The 20,361-nt window shown below is 55.9% G+C and carries 22 protein-coding genes; 18 read left to right on the forward strand and 4 right to left on the reverse strand.

The genetic code is table 11. The features are described from left to right. Positions 1 to 15 precede the first annotated feature (15 nt). Positions 16 to 579 (reverse strand): PepSY domain-containing protein, encoded by a 564-nt coding sequence (locus AC2FNC_RS13675; protein WP_480517251.1) that lies wholly within the window; start codon positions 577 to 579, stop codon positions 16 to 18. Between AC2FNC_RS13675 and AC2FNC_RS13680 the strand changes: the two genes are divergently transcribed. Continuing rightward, a complete protein-coding gene (locus AC2FNC_RS13680; protein ID WP_496715609.1) occupies positions 560 to 1,813 on the forward strand; it encodes a hypothetical protein in 1,254 nt (417 codons plus the stop codon). The genes AC2FNC_RS13675 and AC2FNC_RS13680 overlap by 20 nt on opposite strands. Positions 1,814 to 2,049: 236 nt before the next feature. Here AC2FNC_RS13680 and AC2FNC_RS13685 read toward each other — a convergent pair whose 3' ends face one another. After that, positions 2,050 to 2,235: a hypothetical protein gene (locus tag AC2FNC_RS13685; protein ID WP_480473092.1), complete on the reverse strand. Its 186-nt coding sequence runs from the start codon at positions 2,233 to 2,235 to the stop codon at positions 2,050 to 2,052. 471 nt (positions 2,236 to 2,706) lie between these two features. Further along, positions 2,707 to 3,558 carry a helix-turn-helix transcriptional regulator gene (locus tag AC2FNC_RS13690; RefSeq protein ID WP_496715611.1) on the reverse strand — a complete coding sequence of 284 codons (852 nt, stop codon included), beginning with the start codon at positions 3,556 to 3,558 and terminating at the stop codon, positions 2,707 to 2,709. A gap of 511 nt (positions 3,559 to 4,069) precedes the next feature. Here AC2FNC_RS13690 and AC2FNC_RS13695 point away from each other — a divergent pair. From AC2FNC_RS13695 to AC2FNC_RS13745, 11 genes are all read left to right on the forward strand, one after another. Then, on the forward strand, positions 4,070 to 4,234 hold the full coding sequence (locus AC2FNC_RS13695; protein WP_267367933.1) for a Flp family type IVb pilin: 165 nt from the start codon (positions 4,070 to 4,072) through the stop codon (positions 4,232 to 4,234). A 135-nt stretch (positions 4,235 to 4,369) separates the two neighbouring features. After that, on the forward strand, positions 4,370 to 5,329 hold the full coding sequence (gene cpaB / locus AC2FNC_RS13700; RefSeq protein WP_480553697.1) for a Flp pilus assembly protein CpaB: 960 nt from the start codon (positions 4,370 to 4,372) through the stop codon (positions 5,327 to 5,329). An 8-nt stretch (positions 5,330 to 5,337) separates the two neighbouring features. Continuing rightward, on the forward strand, positions 5,338 to 6,876 hold the full coding sequence (locus AC2FNC_RS13705) for a pilus assembly protein TadG-related protein (protein WP_496715612.1): 1,539 nt from the start codon (positions 5,338 to 5,340) through the stop codon (positions 6,874 to 6,876). A gap of 13 nt (positions 6,877 to 6,889) precedes the next feature. After that, positions 6,890 to 7,387, forward strand: a complete 498-nt coding sequence (locus AC2FNC_RS13710) for a TadE/TadG family type IV pilus assembly protein (RefSeq protein ID WP_480473102.1) — start codon at positions 6,890 to 6,892, stop codon at positions 7,385 to 7,387. Beyond that, positions 7,384 to 8,031, forward strand: a complete 648-nt coding sequence (locus AC2FNC_RS13715; protein ID WP_480493050.1) for a TadE/TadG family type IV pilus assembly protein — start codon at positions 7,384 to 7,386, stop codon at positions 8,029 to 8,031. Before AC2FNC_RS13710 ends, AC2FNC_RS13715 begins: the two co-directional genes overlap by 4 nt. Further along, the gene (locus AC2FNC_RS13720) at positions 8,031 to 9,257 is read left to right on the forward strand and encodes a CpaE/TadZ family protein (protein WP_496715614.1); all 1,227 of its coding nucleotides are present in this window, start codon (positions 8,031 to 8,033) and stop codon (positions 9,255 to 9,257) included. Before AC2FNC_RS13715 ends, AC2FNC_RS13720 begins: the two co-directional genes overlap by 1 nt. Positions 9,258 to 9,269: 12 nt before the next feature. After that, positions 9,270 to 10,658 (forward strand): TadA family conjugal transfer-associated ATPase, encoded by a 1,389-nt coding sequence (locus AC2FNC_RS13725; protein WP_480517263.1) that lies wholly within the window; start codon positions 9,270 to 9,272, stop codon positions 10,656 to 10,658. Next, positions 10,655 to 11,623: a type II secretion system F family protein gene (locus AC2FNC_RS13730; RefSeq protein ID WP_480473110.1), complete on the forward strand. Its 969-nt coding sequence runs from the start codon at positions 10,655 to 10,657 to the stop codon at positions 11,621 to 11,623. Before AC2FNC_RS13725 ends, AC2FNC_RS13730 begins: the two co-directional genes overlap by 4 nt. A 13-nt stretch (positions 11,624 to 11,636) precedes the next feature. Beyond that, the gene (locus AC2FNC_RS13735) at positions 11,637 to 12,629 is read left to right on the forward strand and encodes a type II secretion system F family protein (protein WP_480603426.1); all 993 of its coding nucleotides are present in this window, start codon (positions 11,637 to 11,639) and stop codon (positions 12,627 to 12,629) included. A gap of 149 nt (positions 12,630 to 12,778) precedes the next feature. Then, a complete protein-coding gene (locus AC2FNC_RS13740; protein WP_480473114.1) occupies positions 12,779 to 13,456 on the forward strand; it encodes an orotate phosphoribosyltransferase in 678 nt (225 codons plus the stop codon). A 199-nt stretch (positions 13,457 to 13,655) separates the two neighbouring features. Then, positions 13,656 to 15,146, forward strand: a complete 1,491-nt coding sequence (locus AC2FNC_RS13745) for a replicative DNA helicase (RefSeq protein ID WP_480473116.1) — start codon at positions 13,656 to 13,658, stop codon at positions 15,144 to 15,146. Between the two features lie 155 nt (positions 15,147 to 15,301). Here the strand turns inward: AC2FNC_RS13745 and AC2FNC_RS13750 are convergent, their stop codons facing one another. Next, the gene (locus AC2FNC_RS13750) at positions 15,302 to 15,841 is read right to left on the reverse strand and encodes a GNAT family N-acetyltransferase (protein WP_496715615.1); all 540 of its coding nucleotides are present in this window, start codon (positions 15,839 to 15,841) and stop codon (positions 15,302 to 15,304) included. Positions 15,842 to 16,080: 239 nt separating this feature from the next. Between AC2FNC_RS13750 and alr the strand changes: the two genes are divergently transcribed. From alr to AC2FNC_RS13780, 6 genes are all read left to right on the forward strand, one after another. Beyond that, complete coding sequence (gene alr, locus AC2FNC_RS13755) at positions 16,081 to 17,115, forward strand: alanine racemase (RefSeq protein WP_496715616.1); 1,035 nt, start codon at positions 16,081 to 16,083, stop codon at positions 17,113 to 17,115. After that, positions 17,112 to 17,894: an MlaE family ABC transporter permease gene (locus AC2FNC_RS13760; protein WP_480473122.1), complete on the forward strand. Its 783-nt coding sequence runs from the start codon at positions 17,112 to 17,114 to the stop codon at positions 17,892 to 17,894. The genes alr and AC2FNC_RS13760 overlap by 4 nt, the downstream gene beginning before the upstream one ends. Then, the gene (locus tag AC2FNC_RS13765) at positions 17,891 to 18,637 is read left to right on the forward strand and encodes an ABC transporter ATP-binding protein (protein WP_496715618.1); all 747 of its coding nucleotides are present in this window, start codon (positions 17,891 to 17,893) and stop codon (positions 18,635 to 18,637) included. The genes AC2FNC_RS13760 and AC2FNC_RS13765 overlap by 4 nt, the downstream gene beginning before the upstream one ends. Further along, positions 18,634 to 19,086, forward strand: a complete 453-nt coding sequence (locus tag AC2FNC_RS13770; protein ID WP_496715619.1) for a hypothetical protein — start codon at positions 18,634 to 18,636, stop codon at positions 19,084 to 19,086. Before AC2FNC_RS13765 ends, AC2FNC_RS13770 begins: the two co-directional genes overlap by 4 nt. A gap of 2 nt (positions 19,087 to 19,088) precedes the next feature. After that, a complete protein-coding gene (locus tag AC2FNC_RS13775) occupies positions 19,089 to 19,538 on the forward strand; it encodes a paraquat-inducible protein A (RefSeq protein WP_496715621.1) in 450 nt (149 codons plus the stop codon). Positions 19,539 to 19,605: 67 nt separating this feature from the next. Continuing rightward, positions 19,606 to 20,361 (forward strand): ATPase domain-containing protein (locus AC2FNC_RS13780; protein WP_496715622.1); only part of this gene is annotated, 756 nt, incomplete at its 3' end.

The following is a 20,361-nucleotide window of genomic DNA, read 5'->3' on the forward strand; positions in this document are numbered from 1 at the left end:
ATGGCAGTTTAACCATTACTTTTTACCACCACCGTTTCCGCCAGAATTGCCGCCGCCATTTCCACCAGAGTTGCCACCACCGTTGCCTCCGGAATTGCCACCACCGTTACCTCCGGAATTGCCTCCACCATTGCCGCCAGAATTGCCGTGACCGCCACCGCTGTTCCCACGGTTGCCGCTTTGACCCCCGTTTGCGTTGGCAGAAGACTTGCCTTGAGATTTCGCATTGGCCGAGTTTCCGGGCGCAGATTTCGCCGCTTCTGAGATTTGTTTGCCGATCGTGGACCTGTTGGAAACGACGACGCCGGTTTTTGCGTTAACAATAACACTAACAATCTTCCCGTTCGGTTTTTTGACCAGCACGCGGTAGTAAACTTTGTCGGCCTGAAAAGCACGCGCATCAATGGGCGTTCCGCCAAAGACCTGCTCGACGCCTTTGATGACGTCCTGAAGACGGATAGCGTTGCCAGTGGTTGTCGCTTTGCGCAGCTCCGCCTGCTTCAGCTCACGAACGGCTGCATCGCCTTCTCCGGGCTGGAGAACGGCAACAAGAAACAAGATGGTCAAGAGCTTCTTCATCTTCGGCACTCTTTACTGCGCAACCACCTTAACAATCTACCGATTTCAACATGAACTGGCGATGAACGACCAGTTTGGCGTGGGTTCAATGATGATCGGTTTAGATAGCACCTGTCAGATATTGATTCCGGCTAGCGGTTTTTCGTGTGTGCTGACCGCGAAATACTCTGCCGGCCCAAATGAAACTCGCGCTCGACCTACGAGGATCGCTATGAAAACCAATTTGACCGGCGTGCTGAAGGCCTCCGCTCTCGCAATCGCAATGTTGGGCTCCACTGCTATCGTGGCGGCAGTTGCCCTTCCAGATGTGGCCTACGCCAAAGACGGCAATGGCAACGGTGGAGGCAATGGTGGCGGTAAAGGAAACGGCGGCGGTAATGGAAACAGCGACAACGCCGGAAATGGCAAAGGCAACGGCGGTGGTAATGGGGCGACCAAAAGTGGTGGTTCAAAATCCGCCGGTAAGTCGGGGCGCACAACCTCTGGCGCAAAGGGTTCGAAGTCAAAATCCTCGAAGGGAAAATCGTTCTCTTTGAAAGAGCTGTTTACCGGTAAGAAGTCCAAGAAAACTCAGACCAAGACCGCACCGGCCGCGCACGCGACAAAATCCAAGGTTCAGGTCGAGGAAACGGACCTGACCGATTCCCATAAGAAGGGGAATAAACTGGCTGCCGCACTGGGTGTCCACCCTTCAGAACTGGGTGCACTGAACGCAGCCAACGCAAGTGAGAAGGCCCTTCAGAACGCTGCACCGAATTCGCGCGTCGGTCGCATTGCAACCTATCGCGATACGGTTCTGGCTGGCGACAGCATCCGAGCTGAACTTGCCGAAAAACAAGACCTTCTGGATGATATGACCCCGCCGGATCGCTCCAGCGCCGAAATCAATGACGACCTTGAGGAAGCGCTGGCCGATGTTCAGGAAAAGCAGGACATCGTCGATGATCTCGAACAGCAGCTGGCAGACGCGGGAGGCACCGATCCTGATATCGAGGACGCTCTTCAGGACGCAAACGATGATCTGCAGGCTTCCAAAGATACCGCTGACAGCCTGAATGCCGAAAAACAGGCAGCCTTGGAATATGAGGAAGCCGTGCAAGACGTCGAAGACCTGACTGACGCCGTTGAGCAGCAGTCACTCGATGAGCGCGCGGCATTGGAAGACGCTGCGAACAAACCCGTCACCGACGAGGTCGAGGCTGCTGTAAAGGCAATGCTCGGACTGGATAGCTAACAGCTTTTGCCTTCATTCTTATGAAGTGGGCAAAAGACCGGGCCAGCTAAGTGATTACCAGCCGTTTGGCTGGCCCGACTTTCTCGTAAAGATCCTGACCGCCAGGTTGTATTGCGCGCATGCCCTACGCAAGTTGGCAAAGGTTACTGAGAAAAAATATAGCCCGCTCCAATTCGGAGCGGGCTTTATCGTTCCCTGATCATGTTGATCTGGAAATCTATCGGACGTTCTGATCTTCAGAAGTCCCGGTTCGCCTCTTCAAGTCGCTTGTTATTTACGATTTCTGTCAGTGCATTTTCGATAGGAGGGAAGCGACTGCTGCTCGAATTTGTATTGCTTGAAACTTCGCCATTCATGACGGGATTATGGGGTTGCATTGTCGCACATGCATACGGCGCAACCTCAATAGCAGTCTTGATCATGCTGTTCCCCTTCCATTCAACCGGACGTGGTTTGCCCGGCCTGTGCGATTAGTATGCCCCGAACCAGTTGAACACTCAGAGAATACATTGTTCACATTATGTTAATGTTGTCGCGAAATCATGAACAAAGACTAAGCCGTTAACAAAAAAGAATAATTCCTTCTATTGTATCTGCGATCAAGTGGGACGAACAGAAAAATCAGGCGAACTCCCCCTACTCCGTAGGGTTGTTTCCCCGCACGAAAGTGGCAGATCGTCAAAGCGAACGAGTCAGATTCCCTACACCGCAATAGAGGGCAAAATTGCGGCCGAAAAAAAGAAACTTACAAAACAGCCGACGAAATTACGACACAGTTCAGCAGTTATTCGACCGGCGTGGCACGACAAAAGGCGAGACCATGACGGCGGATAGATCCAAAAAAGATCAAGGAAAGGTCTTCAGACCGTCCTGGTAGCAATCCATTCGGTTCGCTAACCCGCAATCTGAGCAAAACCCCTGTCAGCATCAACGCTTCGGTTTAACAGATGCAAAAGCTCGATCTGGCTCGTTGCCCCTGTCTTGGAAAATATGGAACTTAAGTGCGAACGAACCGTCGTCGGGCCAATGGACAAAGTCTCCGAGATTGTCTTCACTGTCATTCCCTCTTTCATCATCGCACATACCCGAAACTCGCATCTGCTGAGTTCGGCTGGGTTATTTGGATCAAGGATTGGAACGAAGCGATTGTTGCTGTCGTATCTGGACCGGTGACCCCGAAGAACTTCGGAATTGGCAGCAACCGTTCCGGGTAAGCGTTTACTCCAGCCAGATGAAAGTGTTGGAGCCAGCGCACTTATCAGATCAAGTTCGAAGGTCTGCGGGCGAATACTGTAATGAAGCTCGATGTAATCGACCTGCGCCCCGGCTACGTCCAGCGGAATCAGGATAACCTCCACCAGCCCTTCAGGCTTTTGAGGCCGATAATGGGACATTGGTGATGCGTCGGAAAACACCAGGTCTGATAGTTTCCAGACTGAACCCGCTCTTGCAGTTGATATACACTCCCCAATAACCAGTTCGGCCTGCGTTTGCGGCTGTGAAGGCCAGATTTTTCCCAGCTGAACACAACAGCGCGCAATGTGCTTTGCCTTCCAACCTTTTTTCTGCGTTCTGACTATTAGAACCGCATCAGCATTTACCAGGCGCATTAAACAATTTACGGATCGAGACAAGGAGCCATTACCGCACAGGGCCTGAGTCCACTCCACTACGAAGTCCAGACTCTCCCTCGCCTGAGCGCTCTTTAAAAAACTAACACTCATAACAATTAACCATTCAACCAAACAGACCGACCAAACAAACAGGTTCGGATTACAACAACTAACTTGTGCCCCTTACGCAGCCACAGCAACCGGAATTATCTGGCTTGTCTGCGCGGAAAGTTTTCAAACAAATACTACTACAAAACTTTATCTATCTGTTTTTAATGTGTTTTTATGAACCATATCACCAACAATCGGCACGGGACCAATCCGCGATTGCCTGACCGTTCAGTAAAAATCAACAACCATCCTGCTCACAATTGCGACCCGACTCAATTCATTGTTTCGAAAAAAGGCGATTCGCCGTATGTTAATAGGTTGTTAATGCAGGGTTAAAAGTAATCTCCCATAGAAGTTATTACTTTAAAATCTTTCAATCTTTGATTGTATTTCAGTTACCTTTGAAGGAGGTCACGCATCTCCTGCGATTCTATTCTGATTCCCGAGCTAATGCATTTTCGCCTGGCTTGCGCTCAAGAATATGGAGCGCTGAAAACGTCTAACCTATTTGGGGGAAATAATGACTAAATTCATGAAGAAGTTTGTTAAGAATGAAAGCGGTGCAGCAATTGTCGAATATGGCCTGGCTCTTTTGGTCGTGGCGTCGATTGCAGTTGGCGCATTCTCGTACCTGGGCACCACCACCAACACAAACGTGACTGGTGCATGCGCTGCTCTGGGTAGCGCGACCTGCTGACCCAAACACACTTACCAAAATACTGAACTCTGCGCCGCCGTGCCACTGTTGCGGCGCAGAGTTCACCGCCAGGAATTTCGCGAAAGCAAGACGACCGAAGTTCCATATTTCAGAACGTAATTGTTGGAGAGAGTGATGCGTATCAGGCCAATCATTTCTACACTGTTTGGAATTGCGATAGCGTCCGGTTCCGTTTACCTGGCGAAAGATCACATTCAGTTTAAGACAAGCACTGCCGGTGTCTCGCCAGATGCCGATCTGGTTGAGATCTATGTGGCCCGATCAGAAATTGCTTTTGGTCAAACGATCGAAGCGCACGACGTCACAATTCATCCCTGGCCGCGCGAGGCGCTCCCGGCCGGAGTTTTCACGGATATTGATGTACTTGTTCCAAACAATCGCCGTCAGCTGCGGCGCGCCAAGGGCCGGTTCTATCCCGGCGAAGTAATGCTTCTTTCCAAGGTTTCGAACTTTGGTGAAAAAGTCACCCTAGTTCAAAAGTTGGGGGAAAACACACGCGCCATGGCAATCGAGGTCGATGCTGTAACGGCCGTGGGCGGTTTTGTTACCCCGGGCGATCACGTTGATATCGTCTTGACCCAAGGTGCCAAGCATGACCTGCGCGCGGTCACCATCTTGCAGAATATTCGCGTCATTGGCGTAGACCAGCAGTCGGAAGAATTAAGCGATCAGCCTGAGGTCGCCCGCACGATCACAGTGGAAGTGACCCCGCAGCAAGGTCAACGTCTGGCCCTGGCTCAAAAGGCCGGAACCCTGAGCCTTACACTGCGCACCCTGGACAGCGTCGAGGATGAGCCCATGGAGATGGTTCGCCTGCGCGATCTGCTGCAGGAGGAAGGACCTGCAGAAAAGGTTGATATTCAACCCACTGTAAAGCTGCGCCGGGGAACCGAGACCGAGGTTGTGACCATCCAGCGGCAACAGGAAGAAGCGGAACAGGAAACAGAAGCCGCGCCCGCCGCCAAATTGCAACCTGATACCCCAAAAGATGCGCACCTTGCGCCGGCGTCCGCGATGCCGCGCGTCAAACCCCGCATTCGCCCAATCACAGTCAGTCAGACACCTGGTCAATAAGTTCAGCCATGCGAGCACATGCAATCATATCCGCATTCGCCCAAGAGGAGAACGGCACCGTCGCGATCCTGTGGGGCACAGCTTTGGTCGCATTCCTCGGGTTCTTTGCGATCACGCTGGACGTTGGCCGGTTGAATTCGACACATGCAGAGCTGCAGTCATTTGCCGACAACGTGGCTTTGGCCGCAGCGGGAGAGTTGGACGGCCAACCAGACGCGATTACACGCGCCACAAATGCAGCAGCAAATCTTGTCAGCGACAGCCAGACCTTCGCGAACGGGGCAACCACGCTTTCAGGATCGTCGGATTATACCCTCTTGTTTCACTCGGCGCTTCCGGCATCGGATCTGACCCCGCTTGGCGCAGATATTACAACTGATCCACGGAAGGCCAGGTTCGCGCAAGTCGTGTTGACACCCAAATCCCTGACGATGAGCCTGGCTTCGGCGCTGGACAAAATGCTTGGTGGGGCTGGGTTTTCTGCTGCCAGCGTTTCAGCCGAGGCAGTGGCCGGATACTCGAAAGCGGCGTGCGATATCTCACCCCTGATGTTCTGCCTGCCCCCGAATTGGGAATCCACTTTGACTGTGGGCGACCAGATCCTGTTGCGCAGCGGCGGCAACGGAACGGCCTGGGGACCGGGTAACTTCGGCTTTATTGATCTGGCGAATTTCCAAGACAGCTCGGGTGTGTGTGCCGACGAAGGGGGCAATAAACTGGCCTGTCTGATCGCGGCGCAAAGCCAGATCACCCAATGTGTTCTGACCAATGGTCTGAACACCGAACCCGGCCAGAAAAACGGCATTACCAATGCTGCATTCAACGTCCGCTTTGACATCTACCGCTCGGTTCTCAACGGTGAGAAAAACAACATCGATTTCGCGCCCGCACCAAATGTGATCAAGGGGATTGAAAGCAACGGTGGCGGCGCTTGCATTCAGGGAAATGAACAGACGACCCCTGATACAACTGGTCTGGGGCGCGACCTGTGCATGACTGCGGGCACATGCGGCGGAAACAACCGTTTCGGCGACGGCAACTGGGATCGAACCGGATACCTTAATCGAAACCACGATCTGGCAGATGGGATTGCCGACGGCATAGGCAGCGACTCGCATCTGCCCGCGCTGTCCGGGTCGGATACCGTTTTCGCCGGGACGCGGTACGGAATGTATTTGAGGGAAATAGCCTACGGAAATACAAACCCTCACGCGCCGCCGAACGCAAACTCCATTCTGGACCCTTCGCTTGCTGAAACCGGACGCCCGATGTGTTCCAGCCAGATGTCCGAAGACCCGGCGCGGCGCGTTGTTACGGCTGCTGGTGTTGATTGCGCGCAAAACCCGGTTTCCGGTTCGACTACCGGAGTTCCAGTCACAAAATTTGTTGCCGTGTTCCTGACTGAACCGGTGGGTGATGACGGCGGCTCGCCCGCCAGTTTCGACATCCACGGAGAGGTCGTCGGTTTCCCCGATGTGACCGGTGTTGGCAGCGGCGGCAACGGGTTCGGCGGCATCTTTCGCGACGTCGTACAGTTGTATCGATAGGGGCAGAGTGTTCATGTGTATTCGCCTCAGATCCCCTTTCAAACGCTTCGCCAAAAACGAAGATGGTGCGATCCTTGTCGAGTTTGGCCTTGTCATGCCGATTATGCTGCTGCTGTTGGCAGTAACCCTGGAATCCGCACGCCTTATGTGGTCGTACCAGTCGGTCATTGCCGGGGTCCGGGATGCCAGCCGATACATGTCGCGCGTCACGCCCTCGGATATCTGTTCGTCTGGCGGAACAGTCGCGGGGCTCAGCACAACTCTGAAAGGGATTGTCGAGCGTGACATTCACGGCAACAGCCTGTTTCCGCCCAGCATAACCGTCAACTCGGTAACGCCCAGCCTGACCTGCGTGTCCGGTACGTATCGTATGAACCCGGCGCCTGTCGGTCAGGTAAGCGCCAATATCACCGTTCAGTTTCCGCTAGGGGGCATTCTGAAGCTTTTCGGCAGCGGTGCGTCATCGATAACCACCGACGTCGCTGACACATCGCGGATATTTGGCCAATGACATGGTTGCGGAATAATCGCGCCACCTGGCGCCAGGTCGCGGACAAGGTGCTGCGCGACCAAAATGGTGGGGTTCTTGTTGAATTTGCCGTGGTGGTGTCCCTGTTTTCCTTCCTGTTCCTGGCATTGCTGGACTTTGGTCGGCTATCATACAGCGGAGTGAACGCGCAGAAGGCGGCACAGCTGGCGGCGCGCATCGCTGTGGTGCGCCCTGCGGCGTGTCCGGGTGTGCCACAAACCCACACGCGGGGAACATCCGCGTTGTCCCCTCGCTTTGGCACCCCATGCAGTGCGTCGGCTGGCGTATGTGCCGACCCGGTAACGCCACCTTGTGTGGGTGACGCCACCAACACCACAGCATCTGAAATCTGGGGGCGCATCAACCCGTTGCTGCCCCCCGGCACGACGATTGACGCCTTGCAGTTTTCCTATGATTTCAATTCTAATCTGGGCTTCCTGGGTGGCCCTTACACACCCATGGTCACGGTTGAGCTGAACCTGAATGATTTTCAGTTCGTGTCGCCGCTGGCCGCGCTTGCAAACGCCGCAGGCGCGACCAGCAGCACAATTCCTTCAACAGCCGGGTTTTCCAATTTCAGCGTTTCGCTGCCTGCCGAAGACCTAGCATCAGGAGAGTCAGGTTAATGGTTAAGAACGTTTCTAGTCTCAATTCACATTCCGTCATGCTTGTATCTGAAAGCGAAACCGTCGCTCAGGTGGTCGCCAATGCCTTTCCCGCCGGTCAAAACAACGAAATCTCCGAGAATGCGGGTTCGTTCAAAGCGTTGAACGGTACGGCGCGCAATCTGGCATTCAAGCATGACCTGGTTATTTTCGAAATCGACCCCTGCGACGCGGGCGAGGTTCTGGCCGTCAAAGACCTCCTGACCCATCGGCAAGATGACACCTTATTTGTCGCGCTGACGCAGAATGACGTTTCGATCTCGGTCGCCCGCGAGTTGCGGAAAATCGGCATCGACGAAGTTCTGCCCCTGTCCATTGATGAGGATGGGCTGAAAGCTGCGGTAGCAGAAAAAATCTCCTCCCGATCACTTCCGCAGGGATTCATTCAAAATGGTCCCTCTGCCCTTGGCACCGTCATTCCGGTTGCAAAATCCCGCGGTGGGATCGGAGCGTCAACGGTCGCGGTAAACCTTGCCTGCTCGCTGGTGGGCGGGAAAGGATCCTTCCTGAGGAAAAAGGCGAAAAACCGCGTCGCGCTTCTGGATTTTGATCTGCAATTCGGAAACGCGAACGTGTTTCTCGATCTTGAAGATAACGGGGGATGCCTCCAACTCATCGAAAATCAGGAAGAGCCGGATGATCATTTCCTGACGTCGATCCTTCAGAACCACGCGCTCGGTATTGATGTGTTGTGCGCGCCCGCGCCGTTGGTTCCGCTTCAGTCCATACGACCGGGCCTGATCGAAGGGATGCTCGACCTGCTTCAGCGCCGGTACGATTATGTTGTCATCGACCTGCCCTGTGCCGTTGTGGAATGGGTCGAACCCATTTTCAAACGCGCGAACCAACTGGCGCTGGTAACTGACACCACGGTTCCATGCGTTCGCCAGACCCGGCGCCTGATCGATTTCTATCGCGAGGCGAACGTGGCCCTGCCGGTCGAGGTTGTCGTGAACCGCGAGCGGAAGACGTTGATCAAACCTGCACATGTTCGCGAGGCTGAAAAGGTGCTGGAAACGAAACTGAAGCACTGGCTGCCGGACAATCCCAAGATTGCGCGAAACGCGGTCGATCTGGGACGACCGATTGTGGACATGAAGCCGCATTCGGACCTTGGCAAGGCCCTGACGAAACTGGCTGCGTCCATGTCCGAAGGCACCCGGCCAGCCGCACAAAAAACTGTATAATGGGAGATCGCCGTGTTTAACGAGTACAAATCACGCCGGGCCGCGTCCAAGTCGAATGTGTTGGTTCTGGAACGGCCAATCGAGGTACCAATATCCAAGGCAACACCAGAACCGGTGGACGTTGACCTGCAAGCGCATCTGGAGCTTAAAAGTCGCCTGCACAGCGAGCTTCTCGACCGTCTGAACCTGTCTGTGATCGACAAGGTCGAACGATCCGAACTGAAACGTCAGATCGCTGCGCTGGTTACCGGGCTGATCGAGGCCGAACGCCTTCATTTACGGTCCGAGGCATTTACAGCCCTTGTTGATGAACTCATTCACGAAGTGATGGGTCTGGGCCCGCTGGAACCTCTTCTGGAAGACCCGACCATCAACGACATTCTCGTCAACTCTTATGATCAGGTCTACGTGGAACGCTTTGGCCTGCTCGAGCAATCGTCCGTGCGCTTTCGCGACGAACGCCATCTGCTTCGGATCATTGACAAAATCGTCAGCCGGGTCGGCCGTCGTATCGATGAATCCCAGCCATGGGTCGATGCGCGTCTGGAGGACGGAAGCCGGGTCAACGCGATTATTCGCCCGTGTTCAGTTGATGGACCGGCGTTGTCGATCCGCAAATTCTCGCGCAATCCCCTGACCATCGACAAGCTGGTCCAGCGGGACAGCATGAACGAACAGGCAGCCAAGCTACTGGCTGCGCTGGTCGAAGCCAGGCTGAACATTCTGATTTCGGGCGGTACCGGTTCCGGCAAGACAACAATGCTGAACGCCGTTTCATCCTTTATCGACGGCAAGCAGCGTATCGTGACAATCGAAGATGCGGCCGAACTTCAGTTACAGCAAAGCCATGTCGTTCGCTTGGAAACCCGTCCCCCCAACTCGGAAGGTCAAGGGGTGATCACGCAGCGGGATCTGGTGCGCAACGCGCTCAGGATGCGGCCTGACCGCATTATTGTCGGCGAAGTCCGTGGTTCCGAATGCTTTGACATGCTTCAGGCCATGAATACAGGACATGACGGCTCCATGACGACCGTACATGCGAACTCGGCCCGCGATGCACTCAGCCGGGTCGAACAGATGGTGACGATGCTGGGGGCGGATTTGCCCGTCAGAACCATCCGGTCTCAAATCGCCTCGGCCATTCAGATCGTCCTGCAACTCAGCCGTCTGAGCGACGGGACACGCAGGGTTGTCAGTATTTCCGAAATCACGGGCATGGAAGACGACACGATCACGATGCAGGACATCTTTGTCTTCAAACGCCGTGGCAAGTCTGAGAATGGCGACGTTCTGGGAGAATTCCTGCCAACCGGAATACGGCCAAAATGCTTCGACCAGCTGGTAGCGGCTGGTGTTGATGTGGACACCAACATGTTTATTCACGGGGCAACGGCATCATGATTGACTTTCAGCCCAATACACTGAACATCCTGATCTATATTTCGATTTTTCTGGGAATTCTGCTCGCCTACGAAGGCGTTCACCAGCTTCTGGCGCGCAAGGAAACGCATGGCGAGGCCAGAAACCGCCGTATGAAACTGATCCAGAACGGGGCTTCGACGGATCAGGTGTTGCAGCTGCTCCGCGATCCGGCGATGCTGGCTGCTGGTGAAAAAGCCGGGCTGATTACGCGGTTTCGCCGTCTGCTTGTGCAAGCTGGTGTGGCGGTCAACCCGATTTGGGTGGTTCTCGCCGTCTCCCTTCTGGTTTTGATGATCTTTTTCGGGGCCTCCCGGTTCCTTGCCCTGGAACTGGCGGTCATTCTGAGCGCAGTTTTCGGCCTCATCAGCCCGATCATCCTGCTGGTCGCCGTGAAAGACGCCCGCGCGAAGAAACTGACGAAACAACTGCCTGACGCGTTAGACCTGATGGCCCGGGGGCTGAAAGTGGGCCACCCCGTCGCGGTGACGGTTGGAAACGTTGCCTCTGATCTACCGGATCCGATCGGGTCAGAGTTTGGCATCATCAAAGACCAGATCAACTATGGTGATGACGTCGCGACCGCCTTTCACGACTTTGCGCAACGGGTCGGAACAGAGGATGCAAAATACCTTGCCGTAAGTATCGGCATTCAGCATGGAACCGGCGGCAACCTGTCTCGCGTTCTAAGCATTCTGTCCCAGACCATCCGGGACCGGCACACGATGCAAAAGAAGATCAAGGCAATCTCTGCCGAAGGTCGCCTGAGCAGCCTTATCCTCACGATTTTGCCGGTCATCATTTATCTTTCGATCGAGGTCTCCTCGCCAACATTTTACGGCGACGTACGCAGCGATCCGCTGTTTCCGTATTTCGCCCAGGTGATCATTGGCCTGACAGTTGCCCAGGGTTTCATCCTGAAGCGACTGGTTAAATTCAGATTCTAAAGGGAATTGGGATATGGATATTCTTCAGGACATACTAAACGATCCGCGCGTCACACCGCAGTTGATCCTGTTGGTCGGAATCGCCCTTAGTGTTTTTTTTGTCGTCATGGGCCTTTCCGGATTTACGGCCAGTGAAAACACGGCAGCACGCCGCATGCGCGTTGGGACGGTATCACAAGGGCATGGGCAGGATTTTGACCTTATCCAGGGTGACAACAGCGACCCGCACGGGTTGCTGAAGGCCTTTGTCCCGTCGTCAAAACGCGAACGCTCCAAGATCGGCAAGCTTTTGAAACAAGCCGGAATTCGGCAAAAGCACGCCATTCGCACATATTATACCTTTCGGGTCGTCCTGGGGTTTGTGTTGCCTGCCGCGTTCGTGGCAACCATGGCTTTGCCAATCGAAACGCAAGTTCAGTTAGGGATCGCCGACCTTTTGCAGGGTGTTACGTGGGTTAACACAATGCAGGTCGTGACGGCACTGATGGTCTTGGGCTTTTATGGCCCGGCACTGTGGTTGCGCCGTCGAATAAAGAAACGCCGCCGGGCCATCGAACACAGCCTGCCAAACGCGCTCGACCTGTTGCAAGTCGCCATCGAGGCCGGGCTGGGCTTTGACGCGGCGATGATCCGGGTCTCGCATGAAATGGCCAAAGCAGCTCCGGAAATCTCGCAGGAGTTTTCGGTTCTTCAACTGGAGTTGCAGGCAGGCAAAGAACGTCAGGCCGCCTTTCTGGATATGGCGAACCGGGTCGGTATCGACGAGATGAATTCGTTCGCGAACGCCTTTTTGCAATCCAACCAGTACGGAACCAGCATATCCGCGTCATTACGCCGGTTCGCCACTGACATGCGGCTTGACCGAGAGCTTCGCGCCCAGGAGAAGGCAAACCGTCTGCCTGTGCAGATGTCTGCCGTGATGGCCATATGCATGATGCCTGTCCTATTGCTGATTTGTCTGGCGCCAATGCTGATCCGGTGGGTCAACATGTTCGGGCAAGGGTAACGCAGCGACAATGGTGTTCGCATAGCTGAATGCCCGGGAAACAGCGGACCTTAGGGGGGTCCGCTTTTCTTTTGTTCCAACAGCTCTCGACTCCGGGCCAAGGGTCGGGCTATCAGCCCGAAACATCATTTCATCGCCGAGGTCCTGCCATGATCCCCAGTTCTTTTCCCGATAGCACTGAAATCGCTCGCCTGACGGCCCGGATGCTGCTGGAGATCAAGGCTGTCCACTTCAACGCGCGCGAGCCGTTCACGCTGGCGAGTGGCCTTCCCAGCCCGACCTATATCGATTGCCGCAAGCTGATCTCCTACCCGCGCATTCGTTCCACGCTGATGGATTTTCTGACCGTCACGGTAATGCGGGACGCGGGTTTTGAAGCCTTTGACAACATAGCGGGCGGCGAAACTGCGGGCATCCCCTTTGCCGCGATGGTGGCCGAACGTATGGCGCTGCCGATGACCTATGTGCGCAAGAAGCCCAAAGGTTATGGGCGCAACGCGCGTATTGAAGGCGCAATGAGCGAAGGCGAACGCGTGTTGCTGGTCGAGGACCTGACCACCGATGGTGGTTCGAAACTGTCCTTCGTCGATGCAATCCGCGAGACCGGTGCCACCTGCGGGCATACGGCTGTGATCTTTTACTACGGTATCTTCCCCGAAACCGAGAAGACGCTGAGCGACCATGGTGTGAAGCTGCATCACCTTTGCACGTGGTGGGATGTTCTGGCCGAGGCTAAGGCGCAAAAAGCCTTTGATCAGGAAACACTTGACGGGGTCGAGGCGTTTTTGAACGACCCGCGTGGCTGGCAGGACGCGAACAAAGACTGACGTTGCGCAAACCGTTTCTCATTCAGAAACATTACGAGTAAGCCCAACGCTCCATCCACAACATGTTGACGAGACCCTGCCCCATCCTGCAATATGATGGGGCGGGAAGATATGCACAGGCTATCCCCAGAAAACATACAATTTGCGCCGACTCAGGGCGCTGCGTTATGGCCTCTGTCCAAGGGGCAAGAGAACAGCAATGAACGAGATCAGCAGTATCGAGCAGGCAGCGGCAAAGATCCAGAACGCTGAAACCATGCCGCATTCCATTGAGGCTGAACAGCAGCTTCTGGGTGCCATTCTGACGAACAACGACCTTTACGACCGGGTCGCTTCGATCATTGGGTCCGAGCATTTCTATGACCCGGTTCATGCCCGCATTTATGAGGTCGCCGCTGCACGCATTGCAAAGAACACGCTGGCCTCGCCTGTGACGTTGAAATCCTTCATGGCCGAGGATGAGGGCCTGAAGGAACTGGGCGGACCCGCCTATCTTGTCAAACTGGCCGGCGCGTCGATCAGTGCCTTTGCGGTACATGATTACGCCCAGATGATCTATGACCTCGCCATCCGGCGCGAGTTGATCCGCTTGGGCCGCGACATCTCCGACAAGGCCGCGCGGGTTGATGTAGCCAGCGAACCGAAAGAACAAATCGTCGAGGCCGAGCAACAGCTTTATCAGCTTTCCGAGCAGGGCCAGACCGAACAGGGGTTCCAGTCCTTCCTCAAGGCGGTCACAGAAGCCGTCAATGTTACCAACGAAGCCTACCAGCGCGGTGGCGGCATGGCTGGAATCTCGACCGGTCTGGTCGATCTCGACAAACAACTGGGTGGTCTTCACCCCTCGGACCTGATCATTCTCGCGGGTCGTCCGTCGATGGGGAAAACCTCGCTGGCGACCAACGTGGCCTTCAACGTGGCTAAAGCATACAAACGCGGTCTGAAACCGGATGGTTCCGAAGGCGCGATTGACGGCGGGGTCGTCGGCTTTTTCTCACTTGAGATGAGCGCCGAACAGCTGGCCGGGCGCGTTCTGGCTGAGGCGTCCGAAATCTCCAGCCACAAAATCCGTCAGGGCGACATGACCGAGGCCGAATTCCGCCGTTTCGTGGATGCGGCCAAAGAACTTGAAGCCTGCCCGCTTTTTATCGACGACACGCCCGCCCTTCCGATTTCTCAGCTTGCCGCCCGCGCGCGCCGGTTGAAACGCACGCATGGGCTGGACCTGCTGGTGATCGACTATCTGCAACTGTGCCGCGGCATGTCCGACAATCGGGTTAACGAGATTGCCGAGATTTCGATGGGCATGAAAGCAATCGCCAAAGAACTGAACATTCCGGTGATTGCCCTGTCGCAGCTTTCCCGCCAAGTCGAAAACCGCGACGACAAACGTCCACAGCTGTCTGACCTGCGTGAATCAGGCTCGATCGAACAGGACGCCGATGTAGTGATGTTCGTGTTCCGCGAAGAATACTACAAAGAACGTGAAAAACCCGGCGATCACGAGCTTGAGAAGATGGAAGAATGGAAGCAGGCCATGGAACGCCTGCACGGCAAGGCCGAGATTATCGTTGGCAAACAGCGCCACGGTCCAATCGGCACGGTCGAGCTGTCATTCGAGGCGCAATTCACCCGGTTTGGCAATCTGGTCAAGCCCTGGCAGCAGGGTGGCGAGATCGAAGGTTATTGATCGCGAAAGGACAGCCTTGCCTGGGTTTTCCTGACCTTCATTTGATTGCTGGCAAAGCAAAAAAGGTTCTCTGAACCTTTCGCGCCATTCAGGATCTAGCGCTCGAACCGAGAATGGGTCCGCCCGCCTGTTTTCTGACAGATTGAACTCCGCACTCACCAAAGCGTCGGATTGTTCAACGCAGACACGCATAGCGACGGGCCGCTAAGTGGCGCAAGGGCCTGACCATCCAGCGACTGCCCCAGCCAGCCATGCGGATGGCTCAGCTTCAGCGGCGGTTGTGCAGTGGCCTCAGAAATCTGTTCAAAACCTGTTTTTCGATAGTAAGCGGGATCACCGTAGGTGAGCGCCACGTTCACGCCTGTTGTCCGCAGGCAATCCAGACCAAACGCGATCAAAGCCTGTCCAATCCCGGCTTTTTGCTTGTCTGTTCTGACAGCCATTGGCGACAGGATAAAAACCCGGCGCGCATCCTGTGGAAACAGCATTCGGGAAAAGATGGCACAGCCGAGCAACACCTGATCGCGTCGCGCGGTGCACACCATCAGATCCTGTGGTGGGGTGGTATCGATCAACTCTTGCACGAAAGCTTCGATAACAGCCCCCTCGTCCGGGCTTTCCGACGCCGAAAAAACTTCTGAGAAAAACCGGGCTGTTTCGGACGGGTCCGGCGTTTGATCGGTATAAAAATCCATGATTTCCTCGGCATATGCCGCAGCACCGTTTATTGCCGCGATGGGACGATCTTGTTCACAAGATCACTTTAACACCTATGTGAAGACAATCCTGAAAACGGCTTAACACAGCAGTAAGTCGCCAAAATGTCTGCTTTTTGGGTGTTTTCCGCCGTATCTGTCGTTTGATGGGTGCAATCTGTCGCGGAAAAAGCCCTTTCCCTCTTGACCTTGGACGGCGCAATGTCATGAACAGTCCCATGAGTACTGCACGTTTGACGATCAATCTTCAGGCACTCGCCAGAAACTGGCGGGCACTCGACGCGAAAACCGGGGTCGAAACCGGCGCCGTTGTCAAGGCGGATGCCTATGGGCTGGGCGCAGGACCTGTCAGCGACACGTTGGCAGAAGAAGGCGTTCGCAAGTTTTTCGTGGCTGCCGCAGAAGAAGGCACAACCGTTCGCGAGGCAGTTGGCCCCGGCTCGATGATTTTCGTTTTTTCTGGACATATGGAGGGCGATGCCGATCTGCTGCGCGGCAACGACCTGATACCGCTGATCAACTCGCCGGAACAGTTTCAACGCCACACAGAAGCCCTGCCCGACCACCCGTTTGGTATCCAACTGGACAGTGGCATGAACCGGCTTGGTCTTGAACCTGCCGACTGGGCAGAGTTGCGCTCCAAAGCCGAAGCCTTGAACCCGGCGCTCATCATGTCTCATCTGGCCTGCTCGGACGAGCCGGACCATCCGATGAACCAGCAACAACTGAAAACCTTCCGCGAGATGACTGATGGGGTCGCCGCGCCGCGCTCTCTGGCAGCGACGGGCGGGATGCTTTTGGGGCCTGAGTTTCATTTCGATTTCTGTCGCCCAGGCATCGGCCTTTACGGCGGCATGCCCTTTGCCGGTGCAAAACCGGTCGTAACCGTTGACCTTCCCGTCATTCAGGTGCGTAGGTTGGCCGTGGGCGAGACCGTGGGTTACGGAAACACCTGGGTGGCGCGACGGCCATCCCGGATCGCCACTGTTGCTGCCGGCTATGCAGATGGCCTGCATCGCGCCATTGGCGGCGGCATCGACACATTTGCGGGCGACCAACCCTGCCCGGTTGTTGGACGTATCTCGATGGACCTGATCACCGTGGACGTCACAGACCTGCCGAAAGACCCGGAGCGTCTGCGCATTCTCAACGGTCATCAAACCGTTGATGATCTGGCCGAGGCCGCTGGTACGATCGGCTATGAAATCCTGACATCAATGGGCAATCGCTATTCGCGGGGCTACGTCGAATGAACCCAATCAGCGCGCTGGGGGGGCTGGGCCGCACCGTGCTGGGCCTGCTTGCGGCCTTTGGCCGGGTGGCCCTGTTCGCGCTTGATGCAGTGTCGCACATCTTGCGCCCGCCTTTCTATCCGCGTGAATTCGGGATGGCCCTGCTGAATATCGGCTGGTTGTCCCTGCCCGTCGTCGGCCTGACCGCCATTTTCACCGGCGGCGCGCTGGCCTTGCAAATCTATGCGGGCGGTGCGCGGTTCAACGCCGAAGCCGTCGTGCCCCAGATTGTCGCCATCGGCATGGTGCGAGAACTTGGCCCGGTGCTGGTCGGCCTGATGATCGCCGCGCGCGTGACCTCGTCCATCGCGGCCGAGATCGCCACGATGAAAGTGACCGAACAGATTGACGCTCTGGTCACGCTCTCCACTCATCCGATGAAATACCTTACTTCTCCGCGTGTACTGGCCGCCCTGATCACCGTGCCTGCGCTGGTCGCCGTAGGTGACGTTATCGGGATTGCGGGCGGGTACACTGTCGCCACGCAGAACCTGGGCTTCAACCCGGCGGCGTATCTGAAAAACACCGTCGATTTCCTTGAGATGCGCGACATTGTATCGTCTCTGGTCAAAGGCGCGGCCTTTGGCGTGATCGCGGCTATCATGGGTTGCTATTACGGCATGAACTCGGGCCGCGGCGCACAGGGTGTCGGTCGCGCAACCAAAGGGTCGGTCGAGGCCGCAGCCGTGTTGATCCTCGCCGCAAACTTTGTTCTCACAGGGGTGTTTTTCTCACTATGATCCGGATGGAGAACGTAGAAAAAGCCTTTGGTGACAACCACGTATTGCGTGGAATGAATCTTGAGATTCCCAAAGGAACCTCGATGGTCATCATCGGCGGCTCGGGCACCGGGAAATCTGTTGCCCTGAAATGTATCCTGGGTCTGATCAAACCCGACAACGGCATGATCTATGTCGACGGCAAAGACGCGTCCAAAGGCGACCGCGACGCGTTTCTGGCGCGGTTTGGCATGCTGTTTCAGGGCGGTGCGCTGTTCGACTCGCTGACCGTCTGGCAGAACGTCGCCTTCCGCCTGCTGCGTGGATCCCTGAAACGCCCCACCGAAGAAGCGCGCGAGATCGCAATCGAAAAACTGCGCCGCGTGGGCCTGAAATCGGACGTGGCGGACCGCTTTCCGGCAGAACTGTCAGGTGGCATGCAAAAACGCGTGGGCCTTGCCCGCGCCATCGCCGCCGAGCCCGAGATCATCTTTTTTGATGAACCCACCACGGGCCTCGACCCGATTATGTCCGGCGTCATCAACGACCTGATCCGCGAAATCGTGACAGAGATGGGCGCCACCGCGATGACCATCACCCACGACATGAGTTCCGTCCGCGCCATTGCCGACAACGTGGCGATGCTGCACGGAGGCGTCATTCAGTGGACTGGACAAGTCGGTCAAATGGATGCCTCGGGTGATCCTTATGTGGAACAGTTTATCAGCGGGAGTGCCGAGGGGCCGATTGAGGCGGTGCGGTGACCGGCGTCGTCTCAATCGCTGAATTGTCTTTACCTGTCAAAGAACTTGGCATCTATTATTGTGCTGGAGTTGGATTTGCTTCTTCCGGTGTCCTTCCCGGTCTCATGTCATCATCCGGCACACGCGAGAGGTACTCGGACGCGGTCGCTTCGTTCAGACGACAGAAATTTGGCTGGGGCGCCGAAGCTCGTCATGCCGAGGCGACAAAGGACGGTTCTCTACTAATAAGTGTTCTTACCTGGGCATTCCTGGCCGCCACGATTTTCTTGCTGTGGTATCTGATGAATAAGCTACAGAATCCCGTTGCGAATATAGTCGTCGGAATCTCGTTTTTTGTGTTGGCTATCAAAACCAGACATAACTTCCGAAAGCGCTGGACCGGCAGTATGCTTGAGTATGACTGCGGCAGCCTCGCGTTCACACTTCTTCTGTTTGTAACTGGCATGTAGATTTGCCCCTCCGCCTCGCCACCCTCTCGCTCCTGATCCTCTACCCCATCGCGTGGTTCGCCCCGCTGATGCGCGCAGGGTTTCTGCCGATCTTTGGCCTCAGCGAAATCAGCGTCATCACCGGCCTCCAGTCCCTGTGGAAATCTGACATCTTCCTTGCGCTGATCGTCACCATTTTCGCCCTTTTCGCCCCCTACATCAAAACCATCGGCACGGCGCTGATCCAATGGAACCTGCTGGATGCCCGTGTGCAGCCTGCGCTCAACATCCTCGGCAAGCTGGCGATGGCCGACATATTCCTGATCGCGCTATACATCACGCTGGCCAAAGGCATTTCTTACGCCACTGTTGAGACCGCATGGGGTCTTTACCTGTTCACCGCCTGCATCCTTGCCTCCATCGCTTTGGGCATTCTCACCGAACGCCAATGCAAAACCATCGCCCAGACATAGGGCGCTGACGACGAGGAAAGCCCTGCAAGGGCTTGAAGAACCGCCCGTCCTCGGGCACCAAGACGTCATGGCAAAACCAACCTTCTCCTGCTCCGCCTGCGGCGCATCCCATTCCCGCTGGTCGGGCCGCTGCGACGGGTGCGGCGAGTGGAACTCGATCATACAGGATGTGCCCCTGTCGGCAGGCCCAGCCAAGAAATCGCTGGGCTCGAAACGCGGGCGGTCGATGACGCTCACCGACCTGTCGACCGAGGAAACCCCGCCGCCCCGCACGCTCTGCGGAGTGGAAGAGCTGGACCGAGTGCTTGGTGGCGGGCTTGTTCCTGCATCTGCCCTGTTGGTGGGCGGCGACCCCGGCATCGGTAAATCCACCCTGTTGCTGCAAGCTGCTGCCCGATTTGCCCGTGCCGGCGTCAAGACGATCTATATCTCGGGTGAAGAAGCCAGTGCTCAGGTTCGCATGCGGGCGCGCCGCCTTGGGCTGGAGAACGCGCCGGTGCAACTTGCAGCCGAAACCAACCTGCGCGACATTCTCACCACGCTTGAAGCCGAAAAACCCGGTCTGGCGATCATCGACTCGATCCAGACCATGTGGGCCGACAATGTCGACAGCGCGCCGGGGTCCGTGTCGCAAGTCCGGGCGGCTGCTCATGAGTTGACCGCCTTTGCGAAACGGCACGGCGTGTCGATCATCATGGTCGGACACGTGACCAAGGATGGCCAGATTGCGGGCCCCCGTGTTGTCGAACACATGGTCGATACGGTTCTGTATTTCGAGGGCGAGCGCGGCCATCAGTTTCGTATTTTGCGGGCGGTCAAGAAC

The sequence above is a fragment of the Ruegeria sp. BHSA123 genome (assembly GCF_059613425.1).

Bases quoted from the DNA above. Each gene is read 5' to 3' on its own strand.
- AC2FNC_RS13680 (WP_496715609.1), top strand. From the start codon at position 560: ATGGTCAAGAGCTTCTTCATCTTCGGCACTCTTTACTGCGCAACCACC.
- AC2FNC_RS13675 (WP_480517251.1), bottom strand. From the start codon at position 579: ATGAAGAAGCTCTTGACCATCTTGTTTCTTGTTGCCGTTCTCCAGCCC.
- AC2FNC_RS13685 (WP_480473092.1), bottom strand. From the start codon at position 2,235: ATGATCAAGACTGCTATTGAGGTTGCGCCGTATGCATGTGCGACAATG.
- AC2FNC_RS13695 (WP_267367933.1), top strand. From the start codon at position 4,070: ATGAAGAAGTTTGTTAAGAATGAAAGCGGTGCAGCAATTGTCGAATAT.
- cpaB (WP_480553697.1), top strand. From the start codon at position 4,370: ATGCGTATCAGGCCAATCATTTCTACACTGTTTGGAATTGCGATAGCG.
- AC2FNC_RS13705 (WP_496715612.1), top strand. From the start codon at position 5,338: ATGCGAGCACATGCAATCATATCCGCATTCGCCCAAGAGGAGAACGGC.
- AC2FNC_RS13710 (WP_480473102.1), top strand. From the start codon at position 6,890: ATGTGTATTCGCCTCAGATCCCCTTTCAAACGCTTCGCCAAAAACGAA.
- AC2FNC_RS13715 (WP_480493050.1), top strand. From the start codon at position 7,384: ATGACATGGTTGCGGAATAATCGCGCCACCTGGCGCCAGGTCGCGGAC.
- AC2FNC_RS13720 (WP_496715614.1), top strand. From the start codon at position 8,031: ATGGTTAAGAACGTTTCTAGTCTCAATTCACATTCCGTCATGCTTGTA.
- AC2FNC_RS13730 (WP_480473110.1), top strand. From the start codon at position 10,655: ATGATTGACTTTCAGCCCAATACACTGAACATCCTGATCTATATTTCG.
- AC2FNC_RS13735 (WP_480603426.1), top strand. From the start codon at position 11,637: ATGGATATTCTTCAGGACATACTAAACGATCCGCGCGTCACACCGCAG.
- AC2FNC_RS13740 (WP_480473114.1), top strand. From the start codon at position 12,779: ATGATCCCCAGTTCTTTTCCCGATAGCACTGAAATCGCTCGCCTGACG.
- AC2FNC_RS13745 (WP_480473116.1), top strand. From the start codon at position 13,656: ATGAACGAGATCAGCAGTATCGAGCAGGCAGCGGCAAAGATCCAGAAC.
- AC2FNC_RS13750 (WP_496715615.1), bottom strand. From the start codon at position 15,841: ATGGATTTTTATACCGATCAAACGCCGGACCCGTCCGAAACAGCCCGG.
- alr (WP_496715616.1), top strand. From the start codon at position 16,081: ATGAGTACTGCACGTTTGACGATCAATCTTCAGGCACTCGCCAGAAAC.
- AC2FNC_RS13760 (WP_480473122.1), top strand. From the start codon at position 17,112: ATGAACCCAATCAGCGCGCTGGGGGGGCTGGGCCGCACCGTGCTGGGC.
- AC2FNC_RS13765 (WP_496715618.1), top strand. From the start codon at position 17,891: ATGATCCGGATGGAGAACGTAGAAAAAGCCTTTGGTGACAACCACGTA.